This window comes from Streptomyces sp. NPDC048353 (assembly GCF_055587165.1).
In genome coordinates, this window is the sequence record NZ_JBVJGU010000010.1 from 1 (window position 1) to 21,624 (window position 21,624).

The window sequence follows — 21,624 nt, forward strand, 5'->3', positions numbered from 1 at the left end:
GGCCGCCCCCGGCGCCCCGGTGTCCCCCGCGTTACCCGCCGGCGGGCCGGGCGGCGGGGGTGGGGGGGGGGGGGGGGGGGGGGCCCCCCCCCCGGGGGGGGGGGGGGGCGGGGCCGGGGGGGGGCCCCCCCTCCACGGTAAGGCCCTCGCTCGCGAAGCATCCCTCGCGGTCGGGTCAGCCGAAGACGGCGAGGCTCTTCGCCTTGCCCTTCTGCTCCTCCACCAGGGCCAGCAGCCGGTCCTCCGGTCCGAAGACCGCGACCGGCCCCGCCGGGTAGGAGGGCATCTCCAGGCGGACGCCGTTGAGCAGCAGCCCGCCCCGGCGCTCGTCGACGTCCCAGCGGGGGAACGCCGCCGAGGCCGCGTCGGCGACCGGCATGACCGTCAGCTCCTCCTGGAGCTGGTCCAGGGTCCTGGCCGCGTCCAGCTTGTACGGCCCGACCCGGGTCCGGCGCAGCGCGGTCAGGTGACCGCCGACGCCGAGGCCTGCGCCCAGGTCACGGGCGAGGGCGCGGATGTACGTCCCCGAGGAGCAGACCACCGAGACGACCAGGTCGACGACGGCCGTGCCGTCCTCGGCGACGGCCTCGCGCATGTCGTACACCTGGAAGGACGAGACCGTCACCGGGCGGGCCGGGATCTCGAACTCCTCGCCGCCGCGCACCCGCGCGTACGACCGCTTGCCGTCGATCTTGATGGCCGAGACCTTCGACGGCACCTGCATGATGGCGCCGGTCAGCTCCGCCACACCCGCGTCGACCCCCTCGCGGGTCACCTTCGAGGCGTCCACGGAGGCGGTGATCTCACCCTCGGCGTCGTCGGTGATCGTCGTCTGGCCGAGGCGGATGGTGCCGAGGTACTCCTTCTCGGTCAGCGCGAGGTGACCGAGCAGCTTGGTCGCCCGCTCCACACCGAGGACGAGGACGCCCGTCGCCATGGGGTCGAGCGTGCCCGCGTGGCCGACGCGGCGGGTCTTGGCGATCCCGCGCATCTTGGCCACGACGTCGTGCGAAGTGAAGCCCGACGGCTTGTCGACGATGACAAGGCCGTCGGGCGTCTTTGCGGTGCTCATCAGGCGGTGGTGCCCTCTTCGTCCTCGTCCTCTTCGGGCTTGCGGTACGGGTCGGCCCCGCCGGCGTACTGCGCGCCGGAGGAGACCTCGCGGACCTGCGCGTCGGAGGCGCGCGCCTTGTCGAGGAGATCCTCGATGGTCTTGGCGGTCTCGGGGAGGGCGTCCGCGACGAAGGTCAGGGTGGGCGTGAACTTGGTGCCCGCCGCCCGGCCGACCGCGGAACGGAGCACGCCCTTGGCGCTCTCCAGACCGGCGGCCGCGCCGGCCCGCTCCTCGTCGTCGCCGTAGACCGTGTAGAAGACCGTGGCCTCCCGCAGGTCACCGGTGACGCGGGTGTCCGTGATGGTCACGTGCGTACCCAGGCGCGGGTCCTTGATGCCGCGCAGCAGCTTCTCGGCGACCACCTCCCTGATGAGGTCCGCCAGCTTCTTCGCCCGCGCGTTGTCGGCCACTGGTCCTTCTCCTTCTTCGCCTTGCTCGTTCAGTCTTCATCAGTGTGGAGCCGTCGTCGCACCGACAACAGCTCCACCTCGGGTCTGGCCGCCACCAGCCGCTCGCAGCGGTCCAGTACGTCCGATACGAACCCCGGGTCCCCGGACACCAGCGCGACGCCCAGCCGGGCCCTGCGGTGGAGGTCCTGGTCGCCCACCTCGGCCGCGCTCACGGAGAACTTGCGCTGGAGCTCGGCGACGATGGGCCGGACGACGGAGCGTTTCTCCTTCAACGAATGAACATCGCCGAGGAGCAGATCGAAGGACAGAGTCCCCACGTACATGCGGTGCCGGATGTCCCGCCGGTTCGGGTTCGGTGGCCTGCCACGCCATCGCTTGGCAGGGACACCAGAACCGTACACGCAACGGCCGGGGCCGATCGACGGAATAACTTCCGCCGACCGGCCCCTGCCTACCGCTGCCCTCAGGCGCGCGGCTTCTCGCGCATCTCGTACGTCGCGATGACGTCGTCGATCTTGATGTCGTTGAAGTTTCCGAGGTTGATACCGCCCTCGAAGCCTTCGCGGATCTCGGTGACGTCGTCCTTGAAGCGGCGCAGACCGTGGATCGTGAGGTCCTCGGCGATGACCTTGCCGTCGCGGACGAGGCGCGCCTTGGTGTTGCGCTTGACCTCGCCGGAGCGGATGAGGACACCGGCGATGTTGCCCAGCTTGGACGAGCGGAAGACCTCGCGGATCTCCGCCGTACCGAGCTCGACCTCTTCGTACTCCGGCTTGAGGAGGCCCTTCAGAGCCGCCTCGATCTCCTCGATGGCCTGGTAGATCACCGAGTAGTACCGGACGTCGACGCCTTCGCGCTCCGCCATCTGGGCCGCACGGCCGGCAGCCCGGACGTTGTAGCCGATGACGATGGCGTCGGAACCCATGGCCAGGTCGATGTCGGACTCGGTGACCGCACCCACACCGCGGTGCAGGACCCGGATGTCGACCTCTTCACCGACGTCGAGCTGGAGCAGCGAGGCCTCGAGAGCCTCGACCGCACCGGACGCGTCGCCCTTGATGATGAGGTTGAGTTCCTGGACCAGACCGGCCTTGAGCACCTTGTCGAGGTCCTCGAGGGACACCCGGCGGACGCGCTTGGCGAAGGCGGCGTTGCGCTCACGCGCGGCGCGCTTCTCGGCGATCTGACGGGCCGTACGGTCCTCGTCGACGACCAGGAGGTTGTCGCCGGCACCCGGCACGTTGGTGAGACCGAGCACCAGGACGGGAGTCGACGGGGTCGCCTCCTCGACGTTGTTGCCCTTGTCGTCGAGCATCGCCCGGACGCGGCCGTACGCGTCGCCGACCACCACGGTGTCGCCGATGCGCAGCGTTCCGCGCTGGACCAAGACGGTCGAGACCGCACCGCGACCGCGGTCGAGGTGGGACTCGATCGCGATGCCCTGCGCGTCCTGGTTCGGGTTGGCCCGCAGGTCGAGCGAGGCGTCGGCGGTGAGGACGACGGCCTCCAGCAGGGAGTCGATGTGCAGACCCTGCTTGGCGGAGATGTCGACGAACATCGTGTCGCCGCCGTACTCCTCGGCCACCAGACCGAACTCGGTCAGCTGACCGCGGACCTTGGTCGGGTCGGCACCCTCGACGTCGATCTTGTTGACCGCGACGACGATCGGAACGCCGGCGGCCTTGGCGTGGTTGAGCGCCTCGATCGTCTGCGGCATGACGCCGTCGTTGGCCGCGACCACGAGGATCGCGATGTCGGTCGACTTCGCACCACGGGCACGCATGGCGGTGAACGCCTCGTGACCCGGGGTGTCGATGAAGGTGATGCGACGCTCTTCGCCGTTGACCTCGGTACCGACCTGGTAGGCACCGATGTGCTGCGTGATGCCGCCGGCCTCGCCCGCGATGACGTTCGTCTTGCGGATGGCGTCGAGCAGTCGGGTCTTACCGTGGTCGACGTGACCCATGACGGTCACGACCGGCGGACGCGAGACCAGAGCCTCTTCGCCGCCCTCGTCCTCGCCGAACTCGATGTCGAAGGACTCGAGGAGCTCGCGGTCCTCTTCCTCCGGCGAGACGATCTGAACGGTGTAGTTCATCTCCTCGCCGAGCATCGTCAGCGTGTCGTCGGAGACCGACTGCGTCGCCGTGACCATCTCGCCGAGGTTCATCATCACCGCGACGAGCGACGCCGGGTTGGCGCCGATCTTCTCGGCGAAGTCGGTGAGGGAGGCACCGCGCGACAGGCGAATGGCTTCGCCGTTGCCGCGGGGCAGCATCACGCCGCCGACCGACGGGGCCTGCATGGCCTCGTACTCCTGGCGCCTCTGCCGCTTCGACTTGCGACCGCGACGCGCGGGACCGCCGGGGCGACCGAAGGCGCCCTGCGTGCCACCACGGCCACCGGGGCCGCCGGGACGGCCGCCGAAGCCGCCGGGACGACCGCCGAAGCCGCCGCCACCGCCGGGACCACCCGGACGACCGCCGCCGCCACCGCCGGGACCGCCGGGACGACCGGCGAAGCCGCCGCCGCCACCGCCGGGACCGGCCGGACGGCCGGCGAAGCCGCCGCCGCCACCGGGACGACCGCCGCCGCCACCGGCGGGACGACCACCGGGGCCACCGGGGCCACGGCCGCCGGGACCGCCACCGGGGCGCGGGCCGGCAGCGGGACGCTGCGGCATCATGCCCGGGTTGGGACGGTTACCGCCGGGCGCGCCGCCCGGACGGGGAGCCTGCGGGCGAGGCATGCCACCGGGGGTGGGACGGGCGCCGCCCTGACCCTGCGGGCGCGGGGCGCCGCCGGGGCCGCCCTGCGGACGCGGGGCACCCGGAACGGCACCGGGGCCGCCGGGACGGGGAGCGCCGCCGCCGGGACGGGGCGCCTGCGGGCGCGCCATTCCGGTGGAGCCACCCGAGGTGAAGGGGTTGTTGCCCGGACGGGGACCGGCCGGACGGGAGCCACCGGGGCGCGGAGCGCCCTGGCCCTGCGGACGCGGGGCACCCTGGCCCTGCGGACGCGGAGCCTGCTGGCCCGGACGGGCACCACCCGCGGGGCGGGGACCGGGGGTCCCGCCACCGGCACGCGGACCGGCGGCCGGAGCCGACGGAGGCGCGGTGAACTCGGGGGTGGCCGGAGCCGGCGTGGCCGGCTTGGGCGCGGGCTTCGGGCCCGGGCGGGGGCCCGAGGCGGCCGGAGCCGGAGAGGGGGTGCTGCTCGCCGGAGCCGCCGGGGTGACCGGGGCGGCCGGGGTGGCGGGCGCGGCGGGGGCCGGCTTGGGAGCCGGGGCGCCGGGCTTGGGGGCAGCGGGACGTGCCGCGCCGGCCGGAGACGGCGCAGCGGGCTTCGAGGGGGCGGCCTTGCGAGGCGCGCCCGGCTTGGCAGCGGACTTGCCGGCGTTGCCGCCGGGCCCCTGCAGTGCATCAGTCAACTTGCGCACGACCGGCGCCTCGATCGTCGAGGACGCCGAACGGACGAATTCACCGAGTTCTTGGAGCTTGGCCATGACGACCTTGCTCTCCACGCCGAACTCCTTGGCGAGTTCGTATACCCGGACCTTAGCCACTTCGCTCCTTTTAGGTCCGGTTACCGCCGGACCGTCGCTACTTCATGGGCGTACTCATCGCGTACTCATCGAGTGCTCATCGCAATCTCGACCTACTTCCAACTCGCGAGGTACCTGACCGCACGGTGATCCGTGCCGTACTTCTTCTTACGGTGCCGCCTGCTCGACGAACTGTCGTACCGACGCCGTTTCGAACGGTCCCTGGGCCTTGAAGGCCCTCGGGAACGCCCTGCGGCGGACCGCCAGGTCGAGACAGACCAAGGCGGGGTGCAGATACGCACCCCGGCCGGGCAGCGTACCGCGATGATCGGGGACGCATGCGCCCTCGACCGCCACGATGCGCAGCAGATCGCTCTTGGCCGCTCGCTCCCGGCATCCCACACAGGTTCGCTCAGGGCATACGCGGGCATGCGTCCGGCCAGACACGTTTAAGTCTACCTCCCCGTAGCGACCTCACCCGTTCAGGGCAGAAGTCGAACGGTCGTTTGTCGTGATCTCGTCGTAGCGGAACGTCACCACGGCGTGATCTATTCCCTCACCCGGACGATCAGTCGCGGTCGCGGTCGTCGCCCGCCGGCTGCTCGGTGTCCGGACGGATGTCGATGCGCCAGCCGGTGAGGCGGGCGGCGAGCCGGGCGTTCTGCCCTTCCTTGCCGATGGCGAGGGAGAGCTGGTAGTCCGGCACGGTCACCCGGGCCGAGCGGGCGGCCAGGTCGACGATCTCGACCTTGGAGACCCGGGCCGGGGACAGGGCGCTGGCCACCATCTCGGCCGGGTCGTCCGACCAGTCCACGATGTCGATCTTCTCGCCGAGCAGCTCCGCCATGACGTTGCGGACACGGCTGCCCATCGGGCCGATGCAGGCGCCCTTGGCGTTCAGACCCGACCGGGTGGAGCGCACCGCGATCTTCGTACGGTGACCGGCCTCACGGGCGATCGCCGCGATCTCGACGGAACCGTCCGCGATCTCGGGCACCTCCAGGGCGAAGAGCTTCTTCACCAGATTGGGATGGGTGCGCGAGAGGGTGACGGACGGGCCGCGGACGCCCTTGGCCACCCGGACGACGTACGTACGCAGCCGCAGACCGTGCGTGTAGTCCTCGCCCGGCACCTGCTCCTGCACCGGAAGGATGGCTTCCAGCTTGTCGTCCAGCTTGACGAGGACGTTCTTCGGGTCCTTGCCCTGCTGCACCTGGCCGGCGACGATGTCGCCCTCCCGGCGGGCGTACTCGCCGAAGGTGACGTCGTTCTCGGCGTCGCGCAGCCGCTGCTGGATGACCTGGCGGGCGGTGCTCGCCGCGATCCGGCCGAAGTCCGACGGGGTGTCGTCGAAGTCCTTGGGCTCCTGGCCCTCTTCGAGGTCGGAGGGGTCTTCCTTCGCCCACACGGTCACGTGACCGGTCTGCCGGTTCAGCTCCACGCGCGCGTGGCGGCGGGCCGAGGGGGTGCGGTGGTAGGCGATGAGGAGGGCCGACTCGATCGCCTCGACCAACAGGTCGAAGGAGATCTCCTTCTCTTGTGCCAAGCCCTTCAGGAGCTTCACGTCGATGTCCACGGCTACGCCTCCTCTTCCTTCTTGTCCTTGCGGTTGAACTCGATCTCGACACGCGCCTTGGCGATGTCGGCGAACTCGACCCGGCGGGCGGTGGGCTTGCGCCCCTTCACGCCCGGCACCTCGAGGTCGAGGCCGTCGTCGTCCACGGTCAGGATCCGGGCGATCACGTCGTCGCCCTCGTGCAGCTGCAGCTTGACCAGACGGCCGGTGGCCCGGACGTAGTGCCGGTGCTGGGTCAGCGGACGGTCGGCGCCGGGCGAGCTGACCTCGAGGACGTACTCGCCCTCGCCCATCGCGTCCGTCTCGTCGAGCTTCTCGGAGATGGCGCGGCTCAGCTCGGCGCAGGTGTCGAGTTCGACGCCCTCGTCCGAGTCGACGATGATCCTCAGCAGTCCTCGGCGGCCGGCCCGGGACACTTCGATCTCTTCGAGATCGAGGTCCTTCGCGTGGACGAGCGGCTCCAGGAGTCCGCGCAGCCTGTCGCTCTGGGTGGTGCTCATCCGGGTGACTCCTCGGCCGCGTGTGCTGTTGTGATTTCGTCGCGTGTCAGACCAAAGGGTATCCGGTCCCAAGGGGTGTTGCCGTCCATGGGGCCGGGCCGCGGGTACGCTCGCCTGCGGTGATCTTCGGGATCGTGGATCGAGGCAGAGGGAGCGAACGTGGGGCGCACGGGGACGGTAGGCAGGCGCGCGCTCCTCGCGGCGGGCGCCGGTGCGGTGACCCTGGCCGGCTGCACCTCCGGGGCCGGCCCGGACGGCCCGCACACCCCGTCGGCCGCCGAGCGGGCGGCGCGCGCCGAGGAGGCGCTGCGCCGCAGGTCGGCGGCGGCGAGCGGCGCCCTGCTGACCCGATTCGACGCGGTCCTCACCGCCCATCCGTCGCTGGCCGCCCGGCTGGCGCCGCTGCGGGCCTCGGTGGCGGCGCACACCACGGCGCTGGGCGACGGGGGGACGGGCGACCCGGCCGCCTCGTCCGCTCCGGGCGTCGGTCCCGCCGCCGCGCGGGACCCGCACGGCCAGGACGCGAGCCCGGGCGGGCGGTCCCCCGGCGGCGCGCGCCCGTCGGCGTCCGCCGCCGCCCCCGTCGTGCCGGCCGATCCGGCCGCGGCGCTGCGGGAGCTGACCGCGGCGGTCCGCGCCACCGCCGACGCCCACACGGCCGCCCTGCTCGACGCCCCGCCCGAATACGCCCGGCTGCTCGCCTCGGTCGCGGCGGCCGGTGCGGCGCACGCGTACCTGCTGACCGAAGGAGCCCGGGCATGAGCGCCCTCGAAGCCGCGCAGGCCGCCCTCGCCGCCGAGCACGCGGCGGTGTACGGCTACGGCGTCGTCGGCGGCCGGGTCGGCGCCGGGCGGCGCGCGGAGGCCGTGGCGGCGTACGACGGGCACCGGGCCCGACGGGACGTGCTGCGCCGGACCGTACGCGACCTGGGCGGCGAACCGGCGGTCGCGGCGGCGGCGTACGAGCTGCCCTTCACCGTGCCGGACAGCGCCGCGGCGGTGCGTCTGGCGGCCTTCCTGGAGGACCGGGTGGCCGGGGTGTACTCCGACCTGGTCCGGGCGGCGCGCGGCCCGCTGCGGCGGGACGCGGCCGCCGCGTTGCGCGAGGCGGCGGTACGGGCCGCCCGCTGGCGCGGCGGGGACGTAACCTTTCCTGGGCTCGCCGAGCGCGCACCCGCCCGGCCCTGACGAGGCTCCGAACGGCAGAAGGAACAACGCACGCATGGGTTTCGAACCGCCGCAGCGACTGGTGCGGACGCTGGGCGAGACGTACGGGGACGCGGTCGCGGCCGAGTGGCTCGCCCGGCTCCCCGAGCTGACCCGCGACGCGCTGGACCGCGCCTCCCTGGCCGCCGAACGGACGATGGCGCCGGGCGGCCGGAGCAGCCTGGTCGTGCTCGTACGGCAGCCGGACGGCTCCCCTGCGGCGCTGAAGGTCGGCCCGGCGTTCGCCCGCCCCGAGCTGGAGCGGGACGCCCTGGCGCACTGGAACGGCTGGGGCGCGGTGCGGCTGCTCGGGGAGGCCGGCGACGGGGCACTGGTCCTGGAGAGGCTGCACCCGGAGGTGTCGCTGCGCTCGCTGCCGGAGGCGAAGGCGTTGCTGGAGGCGGCCGGCACCGTGCGGCGGCTGTGGGTCGAGCCCCCCGCGGGGCACGGATTCGAGTCGGTCGCGGAGCGCACCGCCCGGCAGGCGGCGGTCATGGAGCCCTACCGGGGCGACGCGGTGGCCGGCGCGCTGACGGCGGCGGCGCTGGAGGCGCGCGAGGCGCTGGTCGCCGACCCGCCGGAGGCGCTGCTGCTGCACGGCTGCTTCCGCCAGGGGAAGGTCCTCGGCGGGGACCGGACGCCGTGGCTGGCCGTCGGGCCCGAGCCGCTGGTGGGCGAGCGCGCCTTCGACCTGGCGCGGCTGGTGAGGGACCGGGTCGAGGACCTGGTCGCGGCCTCGGCGGGGGCCTCGGCGGCGCGCCGCCGGGTCAACAAGCTGGCGGACTCGCTGGAGCTCGACCGGGAGCGGTTGCGCGGCTGGACGCTGTTCCGGGCCGTGGAGTCGGGCACGCGCGCGCTGGCGGCGGGGCGGCGGCAGGACGCGGAGCTGCTGCTGGAGTTCGCGGACTGGCTGTAGGGGAATACCCTTTTCGTAACGTTCTGACCGGCTCGAACCGCAGGGGGCCGTCATGATCGAGGAACTGCTCTCGGCCGCCGCCGGGGTGGGCGTAGCCACCGCGGTCTACGCCGCCACCGCCGCGCGCGTGGTGAAACAGTACGAGCGGGGTGTCGTCTTCCGCTTCGGGCGGCTGCGCGAGGGTGTGCGCGGCCCCGGATTCACGATGATCGTTCCGGTGGTCGACCGGCTCCACAAGGTGAACCTGCAGATCGTGACGATGCCGGTGCCCGCCCAGGAGGGCATCACCCGGGACAACGTGACGGTGCGGGTGGACGCGGTCGTGTACTTCAAGGTGGTCGACGCGGCCGAGGCGCTGGTGCGCGTGGAGGACTACCGCTTCGCGGTCTCGCAGATGGCGCAGACCTCGCTGCGGTCGATCATCGGCAAGAGCGACCTCGACGACCTGCTGTCGAACCGGGAGAAGCTCAACCAGGGGCTGGAGCTGATGCTGGACTCCCCCGCGATCGGCTGGGGGGTGCAGATCGACCGGGTCGAGATCAAGGACGTGTCGCTGCCCGAGACGATGAAGCGGTCGATGGCCCGGCAGGCGGAGGCGGACCGTGAGCGGCGGGCGCGGGTGATCAACGCGGACGCGGAGCTCCAGGCGTCGAAGAAGCTGGCCGAGGCGGCCGGGGTGATGTCGGACCAGCCGGCCGCCCTGCAGCTGCGGCTGTTGCAGACGGTGGTGGCGGTGGCGGCGGAGAAGAACTCGACGCTGGTGCTGCCGTTCCCGGTGGAGCTGCTGCGGTTCCTGGAGCGCGCGGCCCAGAACCAGCCGGACCCGGCGCAGGCCGGGCGGACCGAGCCCGCCGCGAAGCCGCCGGCGCCGGTGGCGCCGGCCGCCCCGGTGTCCCCGCTGGTCGCGGATCCGCCGGTCGCCCCGACCGAGACGTTCGAGGAGCCGCCGCCGCCGCTGCCGGATGAGGGGCGCTCTCTGACGGTCCCGGAGCCCGTGCTCCGGGAGCCGGTGGACGACACCCTGACCGGCCCTCCGGTCGACCCGGAGCCCCGGGACGGCACGGTGGTCTGACCCCGGGCGCCGACACCCTACGGGCGGAGCCGCGCGGGGCGCCCGGACGGTCGCGGCCGCCGGGCTCCGGCCGCTTGCGGCCACGCGTCCCGGCCCCGCAGGTTCCCGATACGACGACGTCCGCCGTGCACGACCCGCCGGAGCGGGCGTTCGCGGCGGACGTCGTCGTAGGGTCCTAGGGGGTGTCTTGCTGATCAGGCCGGATCAGGGAGCGGCGTCCGGTGCCGTGGTTCGCAAGGCGGAGGAGGGAGTCAACGCGGAGCGTTGGCGACCGACGACAACGCGGCGAGGGGCGGTGCCGGACGCCGCGACCCCGGCAAGATCGGCAAGACACCCCCTACGCGCCGAGGCGGGCGATCGCCTCGTCGACGGTGAGCTCCTCGCGCTCGCCCGTGCGGCGGTCCTTCAGCTCCACGACGCCCTCGGCCGAGCGGCGCCCGGCGACCAGGATCTTCGGGACGCCGATCAGCTCCGCGTCGGTGAACTTCACGCCCGGGGAGACACCCGCGCGGTCGTCGACGAGGACCCGCAGGCCGGCGTCCTTCAGCTTCTCGGACACCTCGAGCGCCAGCTCGGTCTGGAGCGCCTTGCCCGCGGCGACGACGTGGACGTCGGCCGGGGCGACCTCGGCCGGCCAGCACAGGCCCTTGTCGTCGGCGTGCTGCTCGGCGAGGGCGGCGACGGCGCGCGAGACGCCGATGCCGTACGAGCCCATGGTGACCCGGACGGGCTTGCCGTTCTGGCCGAGGACGTCGAGCTGGAAGGCGTCGGCGTACTTGCGGCCGAGCTGGAAGATGTGCCCGATCTCGATCGCGCGGTCCATCGTCAGGCCAATGCCGCAGTTCGGGCACGGGTCGCCGTCCTCGACGACGACCACGTCGAGGTAGTCGTCGACCTGGAAGTCGCGGCCGGCGACGACGTTCCGCGTGTGCGTGGCGGGCTTGTTGGCGCCGGTGATCCAGGCGGTGCCGGGGGCGATGCGCGGGTCGGCGATGAAGCGGACCTTCTCCAGGCCCTGCGGCCCGACGTAGCCGCGGACGAGGTCGGGGCGGCCCTCGAAGTCCTCGGCGGTGACCAGCTCGACGACGGCCGGGGCCAGGTGGTCCTCCAGCTTGCCGAGGTCGACCTCGCGGTCGCCGGGCACGCCGACGCCGACGATCTCGCCGTCGACCTTGACCAGCAGGCTCTTCAGCGTGCGGGAGGCCGGCACGTCCAGGTACGCGGCGAGCGCCTCGATGGTCGGGGTGTCGGGGGTCTCGACGTCCTCGGCCGGGCCGTGGGCGCTCGCGTCCTCGGGCTCGGTGCGGAAGGTGACGGCCTCCGTGTTGGCGGCGTACGCGCAGTTCGAGCAGTGGACGAAGGTGTCCTCGCCCGCCGCGGCCGGGGCCAGGAACTCCTCGGAGGCGGAGCCGCCCATGGCGCCGGAGACCGCCGAGACGATCTTGTGGTCGAGGCCGAGCCGGTCGAAGATCCGGATGTAGGCGGCGCGGTGCAGCGCGTACGCCTCGGCCAGGCCCTCGTCGGTGGTGTCGAAGGAGTACGAGTCCTTCATCTGGAACTCGCGGCCGCGCAGGATGCCCGAGCGGGGGCGCGCCTCGTCGCGGTACTTCGACTGGATCTGGTAGAGGATCACCGGCAGGTCCTTGTAGGACGTGCACTGGTCCTTGACCAGCAGGGTGAAGATCTCCTCGTGCGTGGGCCCGAGGAGGTAGTCGCCGCCCTTGCGGTCCTGGAGGCGGAACAGCTCGGCGCCGTACTCCTCCCAGCGGCCGGAGGCCTCGTAGGGCTCCTTGGGCAGCAGCGCGGGCAGCAGGACCTCCTGCGCGCCGATGCCGTCCATCTCCTCGCGGACGACGCGGGAGACGTTCTCCAGGACCTTCATGCCGAGCGGCAGCCAGGACCAGATGCCCGCGGCGTTGCGGCGGACGTAACCGGCGCGGACGAGCAGTTTGTGGCTGAGCGTCTCGGCGTCCGCCGGGTCGTCGCGCAGTGTCTTGACCATCAACCGGGACATGCGCTGGACCTGGGCCATGGGGATCTCTCCTGCGGTGAAAAGTGTGATGGCTAGGAGGTTAGCCCTGGGGCCCGTGCGGGCGGAAATCAGTTCCGTCGGGAGGGCTTGCGCAGCAGCGGCAGCGGGGCGCCCATGACGGCGTACGGGCGGGGTGCGCTGGGGAAGTGGACCTGCCGGGCGAGGTCGGTGTAGCCGAGGGCGCGGTAGAGGGCGCGGGCCGGGCTCTCGGTGTCGATGGCGGAGAGGATGGAGCGGGGCTGCTCGGCCTGGTCGGTGATGGTGGTGATGAGCGTCCGGCCCACGCCGCGGCCCTGGTGGGCGGGGTGGACGTGGAGTTCGGTGATGACGAAGGAGTCGTCGAGCCACTCCTCGGTGCCGTTGGCGCGGAGGTAGGGCTCCACGACGCTCGACCACCAGTGGACGCGGTCGTTGGGCATCCCGTACACGAAGCCGACGAGCCGGCCGTCGGGTGTGGTGGCGCCGTAGGCGCGGGCGCCTGGGTCGAGCAGGTGGCGCAGGACGATATGGCGTCGTACGACGATCTCGTCCTCGCTCAGCCCGAAGGCGAGGGCCTGTACGGCGAGGGCGTCGTCCACGCGCGCGGCGAGGTCGACCGGTCCGATCGTGACCGGGGCGTCGTCATCCATGCGCGCACCCTACAAGCGCGCGAGGGTCTGTCGTTCGGATCATGCCGGATCAGGGAGCGGGGTCTGGTGCTGTGCATCGCAAGGCGGAGGAGGGAGTCGACGCGGAGCGTCGGCGACCGACGACAACGCGGCGAGGTGCGGTGCCAGGGCCCGCGAGCCCGGCATGATCCGAACGACAGACCCTAGAAGAGCACGCTCATGAAGGCCCCGACCTCGCGGAAGCCGACGCGGCGGTAGGCGGCCCTGGCGGGGGTGTTGTAGTCGTTGACGTAGAGGCTGACGACGGGGGCGACGTCGGCGAGGGCGTAGCGCAGGACGGCGGCCATGCCGGTCGCGGAGAGGCCCTTGCCGCGGTGTTCCGGGGCGACCCAGACGCCCTGGATCTGGCAGGCCTGGGGGGTGGCGGCGCCGATCTCCGCCTTGAAGACGACCTTGCCGTCCTCGATACGGGCGAAGGAGCGTCCGGAGCCGACGAGTTCGGCGACGCGGGCCTGGTAGAGCAGTCCGCCGTCGCCGGCCATCGGCGAGATGCCGACCTCCTCGGTGAACATGGCCACGCACGCGGGCATGATCACCTCCATCTCGTCCTTGCGGATCCGGCGGACCAGGGGGTCGGGCACGACGTCCGCGGACGGCCGGTCGGTGACCATCAGGGGCTGGTGGGGGCGGATGTCGCGGGCGGGGCCCCAGCCGGGTTCGAGGAGTTGCCAGAGCCGTGCGGTGGCCTCGGCGGGGCCGACGATGGAGGAGCAGCGGCGACCGGTCCTGCGGGCGCGGTCGGCGAAGGCGCGGACGGCCTCGGGGGTGGCGCAGATGGGGACGAGGTTGGCGCCGGAGTAGCAGAGGGAGCGCAGCCGTCCGTCGGTGTACCAGCCCCACATCTCGCCGCCGAGGCGCCAGGGGTCGAGTCCGGCCGCCTGGACGCGGGCGGTGACGAAGGCGTTCTCGACGGGGGCGCTCTCCAGGACGGCGAGCGCGGCGCCGAGGTCGGCGGGTTCGAGGACCCGGGTGGTGGTCTGCGTCAACACGAGGGGGCCTCACCATGCGGTCTGCTGATCTCCGCACTGTACCTGGCGCGTCGGCGAGGTGTCCGGCGTGCGGCCGGAAGGGTACGGCGAAGCCCCGCGGCACGGGTGCGGCGGGGCTTCGTGACGTACGTACTGGGCGGGCCGGGCCTGGGGCGGCGGGGCCGGGGGTCAGGCGACGGTGAGGACCTCGGGCTCGCCGCTCGTCACGCCGTCCTTCTCCATCTGCTCGGCGATCTTCAGCGCCTCTTCGATGAGGGTCTCGACGATCTTCGACTCGGGGACGGTCTTGATGACCTCGCCCTTGACGAAGATCTGGCCCTTGCCGTTGCCGGAGGCGACGCCGAGGTCGGCCTCGCGGGCCTCGCCGGGGCCGTTGACGACGCAGCCCATGACGGCGACGCGCAGCGGGACCTCCATGCCCTCCAGGCCCGCGGTGACCTCCTCGGCCAGCTTGTAGACGTCGACCTGGGCGCGCCCGCAGGACGGGCAGGAGACGATCTCCAGACGGCGCGGCTTGAGGTTCAGCGACTCCAGGATCTGGTTGCCGACCTTGACCTCCTCGACCGGCGGCGCGGAGAGCGAGACGCGGATGGTGTCGCCGATGCCCTCGGAGAGCAGCGCGCCGAAGGCGACGGCGGACTTGATGGTGCCCTGGAAGGCGGGGCCGGCCTCGGTGACGCCGAGGTGCAGGGGGTAGTCGCACTGGGCGGCGAGCTGGCGGTAGGCGTTGACCATGACGACCGGGTCGTTGTGCTTGACCGAGATCTTGATGTCGCCGAAGCCGTGCTCCTCGAAGAGGGAGGCCTCCCACAGCGCGGACTCGACCAGCGCCTCGGGGGTGGCCTTGCCGTACTTCTTCAGCAGCCGGGCGTCGAGCGAGCCCGCGTTGACGCCAATCCGGATCGGGGTGCCCGCGGCCTTGGCGGCGTGCGCGATCTCCTTGACCTTGTCGTCGAACTGCTTGATGTTGCCGGGGTTGACGCGGACGGCGGCGCAGCCGGCGTCGATCGCGGCGAAGACGTACTTCGGCTGGAAGTGGATGTCGGCGATGACCGGGATCTGCGACTTCTTCGCGATGACGGCGAGCGCGTCGGCGTCGTCCTGCGTCGGGCAGGCCACGCGCACGATCTGGCAGCCGGAGGCCGTCAGCTCGGCGATCTGCTGCAGCGTGGCGCCGATGTCGGACGTGCGGGTCGTCGTCATCGACTGCACCGAGACGGGCGCGTCCCCGCCCACCGCGACCGATCCGACCTGGATCTGGCGGCTCTTGCGCCGCTCGGCGAGCCGGGTCGGAACGGACGGGATACCGAGAGAAATCGCGGTCATCAGCTGTACAACCCCAAGGTGTGGTTCATCGGGCTCAGGTCTTCGAGATTACCGCCCCGGCGGCGGGCGGCCGGACACCCCGGGGCTCCGGCCGCCGAACGGTCACGTCAGCTTCACCGGGTTGACGATGTCGGCGGCGAGGACGAGGAGCGTGAAGCAGACGAACACGCCCGCGACGACATAGGCGGCCGGCATCAGCTTGGCCACGTCGAACGGGCCGGGGTCGGGACGCCGGAAGATCCGCGCGGTGTGGCGGCGTACGGACTCCCACAGGGCGCCCGCGATGTGCCCGCCGTCGAGCGGGAGCAGCGGCAGCATGTTGAACAGGAACAGCGAGACGTTGAACATGACGACCAGCTGCAGGAAGAAGACCAGGATGGTCTGCGGGGGCGCGTCGATGTTCATCAGCTCGCCGCTGATGCGGGCGGCGCCGACGACGCCTACGGGTGAGTCCTGCTTGCGTTCGCCGTCACCGAAGGTGGCGTCCCAGAGGTCGGGGATCTTGCCGGGCAGGGCGAGGACGGACTCGAATCCGGCCTGGAGCTGGTCGGTCATCCGGGAGGCGGACTCGCCGAAGGTGAGCGGGACGACCTCGCGGCCGGACTCGAAGCCGAGGTAGCCGGCGGAGACGTACTGCGCGGGCTGGACGACGTTGCCGTCGGCGTCCTTCTTCAGGACCTTGTTCTCCAGGAGCGTCGCCCGGAGCTCCAGCTCCTCGCCGCCGCGCTGGACGGTGACGGTGGCGGGGCCGGTGGTGGCGCGGATGCGGTCGGAGAGGGTGTTCCAGTCCGTGACGCGTTCGCCGTTGAAGGCGACGATCCGGTCGCCCTCGAGCAGCCCGGCGGCCTTGGCGGGCGAGGGGCGGTCGCCCGGCACGCAGGAGTCGCGCTTCTCGCTCTGGTCGATGACGCAGTTGGTGACGCCGGCGACCTTGGTGGTCTGGGTCTCGAAGCCGACGGCCATCGCGCTGCCGAAGAAGAGCAGGACGGCGAGGATCAGGTTCATGAACGGGCCGGCGAACATCACGATGACGCGCTTCCACGGCTTGCGCGTGTAGAAGAGCCGCTTCTCGTCGCCGGGCTGGAGCTCCTCGAAGGACGCCTCCCGGGCGTCCTCGATCATGGCGCGCCAGGGCGAGGTGGAGCGGGCCTCGATGCGGCCGTCCTTGCCGGGCGGGAACATGCCGATCATGCGGATGTAGCCGCCGGCCGGGATGGCCTTGATGCCGTACTCCGTCTCGCCCTTCCGCTTCGACCAGATCGTGGGGCCGAAGCCGACCATGTACTGCGGCACGCGGATGCCGAAGAGCTTGGCGGTGGAGAGGTGGCCCAGCTCGTGCCAGGCGATGGAGACGAGCAGGCCGAGCGCGAACAGCGCGATGCCGAGGAGGGTGAGAAGTACGGTCATGCGCGCGCCTCCGCGGTTGCCTTCGCTGCGACTACTGCCAGTTCGCGGGCCCGGGCGCGGGCCCAGGTCTCCGCTTCGAGGACGTCCGACACCGTCAGTGAGGTTCCCCGGGCGGGGGTGCCGTGTTCGGTGACGACTGCCGTGACCGTATCCATGATTCCGTTGAACGGCAGCCTTCCGGCGAGGAACGCCTCGACGCACTCCTCGTTCGCGGCGTTGAAGACGGCGGGGGCGGTGCCGCCGAGTTCGCCGACGTGGCGGGCCAGGCCGACGGACGGGAAGGCCTCGGTGTCGAGGGGGAAGAACTCCCAGGTGGAGGCCTTGGTCCAGTCGAAGGCGGGGGCGGCGTCCGGGACGCGCCGGGGCCAGCCGATGCCGACGGCGATGGGGCCGCCCATGTCCGGCGGGGTGGCTTGGGCGAGGGTGGAGCCGTCGGTGAACTCGACCATCGAGTGGACGTACGACTGGGGGTGGACGACGACCTCGATGCGGTCGAAGGGGATGTCGTAGAGGAGGTGCGCCTCGATGACCTCCAGACCCTTGTTCACCAGGGTGGCGCTGTTCACCGTGATCACCGGGCCCATGGCCCAGGTGGGGTGGGCGAGGGCGTCCTCGCGGGTGACGTGCGCCAGCTCCTCGCGCGTACGGCCGCGGAAGGGGCCGCCGGAGGCGGTGACGACCAGCTTGCGGACGTCGGCGCGGGTGCCGGCGGCGAGCGCCTGGAAGAGCGCGGCGTGCTCGGAGTCGACCGGGATGATCTGGCCGGGCTCGGCGAGGGCCTTGACCAGCGGGCCGCCGACGATCAGCGACTCCTTGTTGGCCAGGGCGAGGGTGCGGCCGGCTTCGAGGGCGGCGAGCGTGGGCGCGAGGCCGATGGAGCCGGTGATGCCGTTGAGCACGGTGTGGCACGGGGAGGCGGCCAGCGTGGTGGCGGCGTCGGGGCCGGCGAGGACCTCGGGGAGGGTCTCGGAGCCGTACCACCGCCGCAGCGCCTCGCGGAGCGCGGGCACCACGTCCTCGCGGGCGACGGCGACCGTCGCCGCCTTCAGCTTGTACGCCTGCTCGGCGAGCAGCTCGACCCGGCCGCCGGACGCGGCGAGGGCAGTGACCCGGAAGCGGTCGGGGTTGCGCAGGACCAGGTCGATGGCCTGGGTGCCGATGGATCCGGTGGAGCCGAGGACGACGATGTCCCGGCGGCCTTCGGCTGGGTCGAAGGCGATGTGCGGATCGGCGAGAGGAGAGGGGCGGTCGCTCATGCCCCCCATTCTTGCCGCAAAGACCGCGCGCCCTTCACGGGGTACGGGTGAACGCTCCGAAGACCCGGTGGAAGTCGGGGAACGTCTTCCGGACGCAGCCGGGGTCGTCGAAGGTGATGCCGGGGGTCCGCAGGCCGGTGACGGCGAAGGACATGACGATGCGGTGGTCGCCGTGGGTGGCGATCTCGACGCCGGTGCCGGCCGGGGTGCCGGGCCGGATCTCGATCCAGTCGGGGCCGGTGGTGACGGTGACGCCGAGGCGGCGGAGGTTCTCCGCGCAGGCGTCGAGCCGGTCGCACTCCTTGACCCGGGTGTTGGCGACGTCCTCGATGCGGACCGGCCCGTCGGCGAAGGGGGCGAGCGCGGCGAGGGTCGGCATGGTGTCCGAGATATCCCGCATGTTCACGGTGAGGCCGCGCAGGGTGCCGGTGCCGCGGACGGTGGTGGCCGTGTCGGTGATCTCCACCTCGGCGCCCATCCGGCGCAGGACGTCGACGAAGGCGAGGTCGCCCTGGAGGGCGCCGGTGCCGAGGCCGGGGACGGTGACGGTCCGGCCGGGTTCGAGCGCGGCGGCGGCGAAGAAGTACGAGGAGGTGGAGGCGTCGGGCTCGACGGGGTAGCGCACGGCGCGGTAGCCGGTGGGCTCGACGGTGTACGTACGGCCCTCCCGGGTGACCCGTGCGCCGAAGGCGCGCATCATCGCGAGGGTGATCTCGACGTACGGCTCCGAGACCAGGTCGGTGACGGTGACGGTGAGGCCCTCGGCGGTGAGCGGGCCGAGCATCAGCAGCGCGGTGAGGTACTGGGAGGACTGGCCGGCGTCGAGGGTGAGCGCCCCGCCCTTGATGCCGCGGGCGGCGACGGTGAGGGGGTGGTGGCCCTCCTTCTCCTCGTGCCGCAGGTCGACGCCGAGGGTGCGCAGGGCGGTGGAGAGGGGGCCGAGGGGGCGGCGGCGCATCTGGGGCGAGGCGTCGAAGCGGAAGGTGCCGTGCCCGGCGGCGGCGAGGGTGGGCAGGAAGCGGGCGGTGGTGGCGCCGTCGCGGCAGTACACCTCGGCGCTCTCCCGGGCGGGGCCCTCGGGCCGCCCCTCGATGTGCCACGCCCCGGCCTCCTGGCGGACCGCGTAACCGAGGGTCTTCAGCCCTTCGGCGAAGCCCTCGGTGTCGTCGGAGACGAGGGGCCTGAGGAGGGTCGTCGTCCCGCGCGCGGCGGCCGCGAGGAAGAGGGCGCGCGCGGTGACGGACTTGGAGCCGGGGATGTCGATGACGGTCACGGGCCCATGGTGCCGGGCGGACGGGGGGGGGGGGGGGGGGGGGGGGGGGGGGGGGGGGGCCCCGCCCCCCCGCCGCCGCGGGCACGCCGTGCGGGTCGGGGTCCGGCCCCGGCCGCTCAGGGGATCTTGCGGTGGACGTTCTCGTGGGTGGACGGGCCCGGCGGGGTGTCGGCGATCCAGGGGCCGTCGTCGCTGGGGTCGACGATGCCGTCCTCCAGCCATCCGTATGCTCCCGCGAGGACGCTCTCGACCACCTTGCGGTCGATGTCGTCCGTGTTGGACCACAGGCGGCCGAACAGCTCCTCCACGCGCAGCCGCGACTGCCGGCAGAACACGTCGGCGAGCTGGTGTGCCTCGCGGCCGTGGTCGCCCGTCGCCCGCAGGGACTCGGCCCGTACGCACGCCGCGCTCATCGCGAAGAGCTCCGCGCCGATGTCCACGATCCGGCCGAGGAAGGCCTGCTTCAGCTCCATCCGGCCCTGCCACCGCGACATCGCGTAGAACGTCGACCGGGCCAGCTTCCGCGACGTCCGTTCCACGTACCGCAGATGGGTGGCCAGCTCGCCGAACTCGCGGTACGCGCCGGGCACCTGGCCCTGCCCGGTGACGAGCTGGGGCAGCCAGCGGGCGTAGAAGCCGCCGGCCCGGGCGCCCGCGCGGGCCTTGTCGGAGAGGGACTTGTCGGGGTCGATGATGTCGCCGGCCACGGAGAGGTGGGCGTCCACCGCCTCACGGGCGATGAGCAGGTGCATGATCTCGGTCGAGCCCTCGAAGATCCGGTTGATCCGCAGGTCGCGCAGGAGCTGCTCGGCCGGGACGGCCCGCTCGCCGCGCGCCGCGAGGGAGTCCGCCGTCTCGTAGCCGCGGCCGCCGCGGATCTGGACCAGCTCGTCGGCCATGAGACAGCCCATCTCGGAGCCGAAGAGCTTGGCCAGGGCCGCTTCGATGCGGATGTCGTTGCGGTCCTCGTCGGCCATCTGCGAGGCCAGGTCGACGACGGCCTCCAGCGCGAACGTGGTGGCCGCGATGAACGAGATCTTCGTGCCCACCGCCTCGTGGCGGGCGACCGGCTTGCCCCACTGCTCGCGTACGGACGCCCACTCGCGGGCGATCTTCAGCGACCACTTACCCGCGCCGACGCACATGGCGGGGAGGGAGAGCCGGCCGGTGTTCAGGGTGGTGAGCGCGATCTTGAGACCGGCGCCCTCGGGGCCGATCCGGTTCGCGGCGGGCACCCGGACACTGTGGAAGCGGGTGACGCCGTTCTCCAGGCCGCGCAGGCCCATGAAGGCGTTGCGGTGCTCGACGGTGACGCCCGGCGAGTCGGCCTCGACGACGAAGGCGGTGATGCCGCCCTTGTGGCCCTCGGACTTCGGCACGCGGGCCATGACGACGAGCAGGTCGGCGACGACGCCGTTGGTGGTCCAGAGCTTGACGCCGTCCAGGACGTAGGCGTCGTCGCCGTCCGGGACCGCGGTCGTGGCGAGCCGGGCGGGGTCGGAGCCCACGTCCGGCTCGGTGAGCAGGAAGGCGGAGATGTCGGTACGGGCGAGGCGCGGCAGGAACGTCGCCTTCTGCTCCTGCGTGCCGAAGATCTTCAGCGGCTGCGGCACACCGATCGACTGGTGGGCGGAGAGCAGGGCGCCGAGGGCGGGGCTCGCGGTGCCGACGAGGGCGAGGGCGCGGTTGTAGTACACCTGGGTGAGACCGAGCCCGCCGTACTTCGGGTCGATCTTCATACCGAGGGCGCCCAGCTCCTTGAGGCCGGCGACGACCTCGTCGGGGATGCGGGCCTCGCGTTCGATCAGCCGGCCGTCGATCCGGGTCTCGCAGAAGTCCTTCAGCTTGGCGAGGAACGCCTCGCCGCGCCGTACGTCCTCCTGCGCGGGCATGGGGTGGGGGTGGATCAGGTCCAGGCGGAAGCGTCCGAGGAAGAGTTCCTTGGCGAAGCTGGGTTTGCGCCAGTCCTGCTCGCGCGCGGCCTCGGCGACCTGACGCGCTTCTCGTTCCGTGACCTTGGGCCGCTGGGTGGGTGCGGACATGCGGAGCTCACCTCGCCGCTCATCGGGGGCTCGTGGGGCTTGTGGCTACCCGTCCGTCGTACCCGATTTCGCGGCGTCAGGAAACACGAGCGCCGGCCCGGACCCCCGCCCGGGACCCGGCGCGGACCGCCGGCCGGCGCCCGTACCCGGGCCGCCGGGGGCCGGGTGCCCGGGCGCGGGCGGCCGCGGGGACGCGAAGACGGCCGGAGCCCCCGCACAGTGGGCTCCGGCCGTCGGTCTTGGGCCGTACGGGTGTGACGGTCGTACGGCTGCGGGCGGACGTACGGGTGTGGG

19 protein-coding genes are annotated in these 21,624 nt (G+C 72.5%); 4 read left to right on the top strand and 15 right to left on the bottom strand.

Features of this window, described 5'->3' with window-relative positions:
* Positions 1-175: 175 nt before the first annotated feature.
* The 7 genes from truB to rimP all read right to left on the bottom strand — a co-directional run bounded on the left by truB (position 176) and on the right by rimP (position 7,144).
* The gene (truB, locus tag ACZ6RC_RS29335) at positions 176-1,072 is read right to left on the bottom strand and encodes a tRNA pseudouridine(55) synthase TruB (RefSeq protein WP_469588898.1); all 897 of its coding nucleotides are present in this window, start codon (positions 1,070-1,072) and stop codon (positions 176-178) included.
* The gene (rbfA, locus tag ACZ6RC_RS29340) at positions 1,072-1,524 is read right to left on the bottom strand and encodes a 30S ribosome-binding factor RbfA (RefSeq protein WP_391138683.1); all 453 of its coding nucleotides are present in this window, start codon (positions 1,522-1,524) and stop codon (positions 1,072-1,074) included. The genes truB and rbfA overlap by 1 nt, the downstream gene beginning before the upstream one ends.
* Positions 1,525-1,553: 29 nt before the next feature.
* On the bottom strand, positions 1,554-1,847 hold the full coding sequence (locus ACZ6RC_RS29345; protein WP_019889861.1) for a DUF503 domain-containing protein: 294 nt from the start codon (positions 1,845-1,847) through the stop codon (positions 1,554-1,556).
* 140 nt (positions 1,848-1,987) lie between these two features.
* On the bottom strand, positions 1,988-5,089 hold the full coding sequence (infB, locus tag ACZ6RC_RS29350) for a translation initiation factor IF-2 (RefSeq protein WP_469588902.1): 3,102 nt from the start codon (positions 5,087-5,089) through the stop codon (positions 1,988-1,990).
* Between the two features lie 147 nt (positions 5,090-5,236).
* The gene (locus ACZ6RC_RS29355) at positions 5,237-5,515 is read right to left on the bottom strand and encodes a YlxR family protein (protein ID WP_391138688.1); all 279 of its coding nucleotides are present in this window, start codon (positions 5,513-5,515) and stop codon (positions 5,237-5,239) included.
* 121 nt (positions 5,516-5,636) lie between these two features.
* Positions 5,637-6,644 carry a transcription termination factor NusA gene (nusA, locus tag ACZ6RC_RS29360; protein ID WP_391138690.1) on the bottom strand — a complete coding sequence of 336 codons (1,008 nt, stop codon included), beginning with the start codon at positions 6,642-6,644 and terminating at the stop codon, positions 5,637-5,639.
* 2 nt (positions 6,645-6,646) lie between these two features.
* A complete protein-coding gene (gene rimP / locus ACZ6RC_RS29365) occupies positions 6,647-7,144 on the bottom strand; it encodes a ribosome maturation factor RimP (RefSeq protein WP_453620113.1) in 498 nt (165 codons plus the stop codon).
* A gap of 159 nt (positions 7,145-7,303) precedes the next feature.
* Here rimP and ACZ6RC_RS29370 point away from each other — a divergent pair, with 159 nt between their 5' ends.
* The 4 genes from ACZ6RC_RS29370 to ACZ6RC_RS29385 are packed head-to-tail and all read left to right on the top strand — an operon-like array spanning position 7,304 to position 10,337.
* Positions 7,304-7,906: a hypothetical protein gene (locus ACZ6RC_RS29370; RefSeq protein ID WP_469588905.1), complete on the top strand. Its 603-nt coding sequence runs from the start codon at positions 7,304-7,306 to the stop codon at positions 7,904-7,906.
* Entirely contained in the window at positions 7,903-8,331 is a 429-nt protein-coding gene (locus tag ACZ6RC_RS29375) for a DUF4439 domain-containing protein (RefSeq protein WP_453620115.1), read from the top strand. The genes ACZ6RC_RS29370 and ACZ6RC_RS29375 overlap by 4 nt, the downstream gene beginning before the upstream one ends.
* Positions 8,332-8,365: 34 nt before the next feature.
* Positions 8,366-9,265, top strand: a complete 900-nt coding sequence (locus tag ACZ6RC_RS29380) for an aminoglycoside phosphotransferase family protein (RefSeq protein ID WP_469588910.1) — start codon at positions 8,366-8,368, stop codon at positions 9,263-9,265.
* Positions 9,266-9,317: 52 nt separating this feature from the next.
* Positions 9,318-10,337 carry a slipin family protein gene (locus tag ACZ6RC_RS29385; RefSeq protein WP_469588913.1) on the top strand — a complete coding sequence of 340 codons (1,020 nt, stop codon included), beginning with the start codon at positions 9,318-9,320 and terminating at the stop codon, positions 10,335-10,337.
* A gap of 337 nt (positions 10,338-10,674) precedes the next feature.
* Here ACZ6RC_RS29385 and ACZ6RC_RS29390 read toward each other — a convergent pair whose 3' ends face one another.
* The 8 genes from ACZ6RC_RS29390 to ACZ6RC_RS29425 all read right to left on the bottom strand — a co-directional run bounded on the left by ACZ6RC_RS29390 (position 10,675) and on the right by ACZ6RC_RS29425 (position 21,330).
* A complete protein-coding gene (locus ACZ6RC_RS29390) occupies positions 10,675-12,369 on the bottom strand; it encodes a proline--tRNA ligase (RefSeq protein ID WP_469588916.1) in 1,695 nt (564 codons plus the stop codon).
* A 68-nt stretch (positions 12,370-12,437) separates the two neighbouring features.
* A complete protein-coding gene (locus ACZ6RC_RS29395) occupies positions 12,438-12,998 on the bottom strand; it encodes a GNAT family N-acetyltransferase (protein WP_391138705.1) in 561 nt (186 codons plus the stop codon).
* Positions 12,999-13,180: 182 nt separating this feature from the next.
* On the bottom strand, positions 13,181-14,026 hold the full coding sequence (locus tag ACZ6RC_RS29400) for a GNAT family N-acetyltransferase (protein ID WP_469588920.1): 846 nt from the start codon (positions 14,024-14,026) through the stop codon (positions 13,181-13,183).
* A gap of 168 nt (positions 14,027-14,194) precedes the next feature.
* A complete protein-coding gene (gene ispG / locus ACZ6RC_RS29405) occupies positions 14,195-15,352 on the bottom strand; it encodes a flavodoxin-dependent (E)-4-hydroxy-3-methylbut-2-enyl-diphosphate synthase (RefSeq protein WP_453620119.1) in 1,158 nt (385 codons plus the stop codon).
* 102 nt (positions 15,353-15,454) lie between these two features.
* A complete protein-coding gene (locus ACZ6RC_RS29410; protein ID WP_469588924.1) occupies positions 15,455-16,759 on the bottom strand; it encodes a M50 family metallopeptidase in 1,305 nt (434 codons plus the stop codon).
* Entirely contained in the window at positions 16,756-18,015 is a 1,260-nt protein-coding gene (gene dxr / locus ACZ6RC_RS29415; protein WP_391138714.1) for a 1-deoxy-D-xylulose-5-phosphate reductoisomerase, read from the bottom strand. The genes ACZ6RC_RS29410 and dxr overlap by 4 nt, the downstream gene beginning before the upstream one ends.
* 34 nt (positions 18,016-18,049) lie before the next feature.
* Positions 18,050-19,288 (bottom strand): 3-phosphoshikimate 1-carboxyvinyltransferase, encoded by a 1,239-nt coding sequence (gene aroA / locus ACZ6RC_RS29420; protein ID WP_391138716.1) that lies wholly within the window; start codon positions 19,286-19,288, stop codon positions 18,050-18,052.
* A 116-nt stretch (positions 19,289-19,404) separates the two neighbouring features.
* Positions 19,405-21,330, bottom strand: a complete 1,926-nt coding sequence (locus ACZ6RC_RS29425; RefSeq protein ID WP_391138718.1) for an acyl-CoA dehydrogenase family protein — start codon at positions 21,328-21,330, stop codon at positions 19,405-19,407.
* Positions 21,331-21,624 lie beyond the last annotated feature (294 nt).

Excerpts from the sequence above, each read along its gene's own strand:
- ACZ6RC_RS29410 (WP_469588924.1), bottom strand. The coding sequence starts at position 16,759 with ATGACCGTACTTCTCACCCTCCTCGGCATCGCGCTGTTCGCGCTCGGC.
- ACZ6RC_RS29385 (WP_469588913.1), top strand. The coding sequence starts at position 9,318 with ATGATCGAGGAACTGCTCTCGGCCGCCGCCGGGGTGGGCGTAGCCACC.
- truB (WP_469588898.1), bottom strand. The coding sequence starts at position 1,072 with ATGAGCACCGCAAAGACGCCCGACGGCCTTGTCATCGTCGACAAGCCG.
- ACZ6RC_RS29345 (WP_019889861.1), bottom strand. The coding sequence starts at position 1,847 with ATGTACGTGGGGACTCTGTCCTTCGATCTGCTCCTCGGCGATGTTCAT.
- dxr (WP_391138714.1), bottom strand. The coding sequence starts at position 18,015 with ATGAGCGACCGCCCCTCTCCTCTCGCCGATCCGCACATCGCCTTCGAC.
- ACZ6RC_RS29390 (WP_469588916.1), bottom strand. The coding sequence starts at position 12,369 with ATGGCCCAGGTCCAGCGCATGTCCCGGTTGATGGTCAAGACACTGCGC.
- ACZ6RC_RS29395 (WP_391138705.1), bottom strand. The coding sequence starts at position 12,998 with ATGGATGACGACGCCCCGGTCACGATCGGACCGGTCGACCTCGCCGCG.
- ACZ6RC_RS29425 (WP_391138718.1), bottom strand. The coding sequence starts at position 21,330 with ATGTCCGCACCCACCCAGCGGCCCAAGGTCACGGAACGAGAAGCGCGT.
- rimP (WP_453620113.1), bottom strand. The coding sequence starts at position 7,144 with ATGAGCACCACCCAGAGCGACAGGCTGCGCGGACTCCTGGAGCCGCTC.
- ispG (WP_453620119.1), bottom strand. The coding sequence starts at position 15,352 with ATGACCGCGATTTCTCTCGGTATCCCGTCCGTTCCGACCCGGCTCGCC.
- ACZ6RC_RS29375 (WP_453620115.1), top strand. The coding sequence starts at position 7,903 with ATGAGCGCCCTCGAAGCCGCGCAGGCCGCCCTCGCCGCCGAGCACGCG.
- ACZ6RC_RS29380 (WP_469588910.1), top strand. The coding sequence starts at position 8,366 with ATGGGTTTCGAACCGCCGCAGCGACTGGTGCGGACGCTGGGCGAGACG.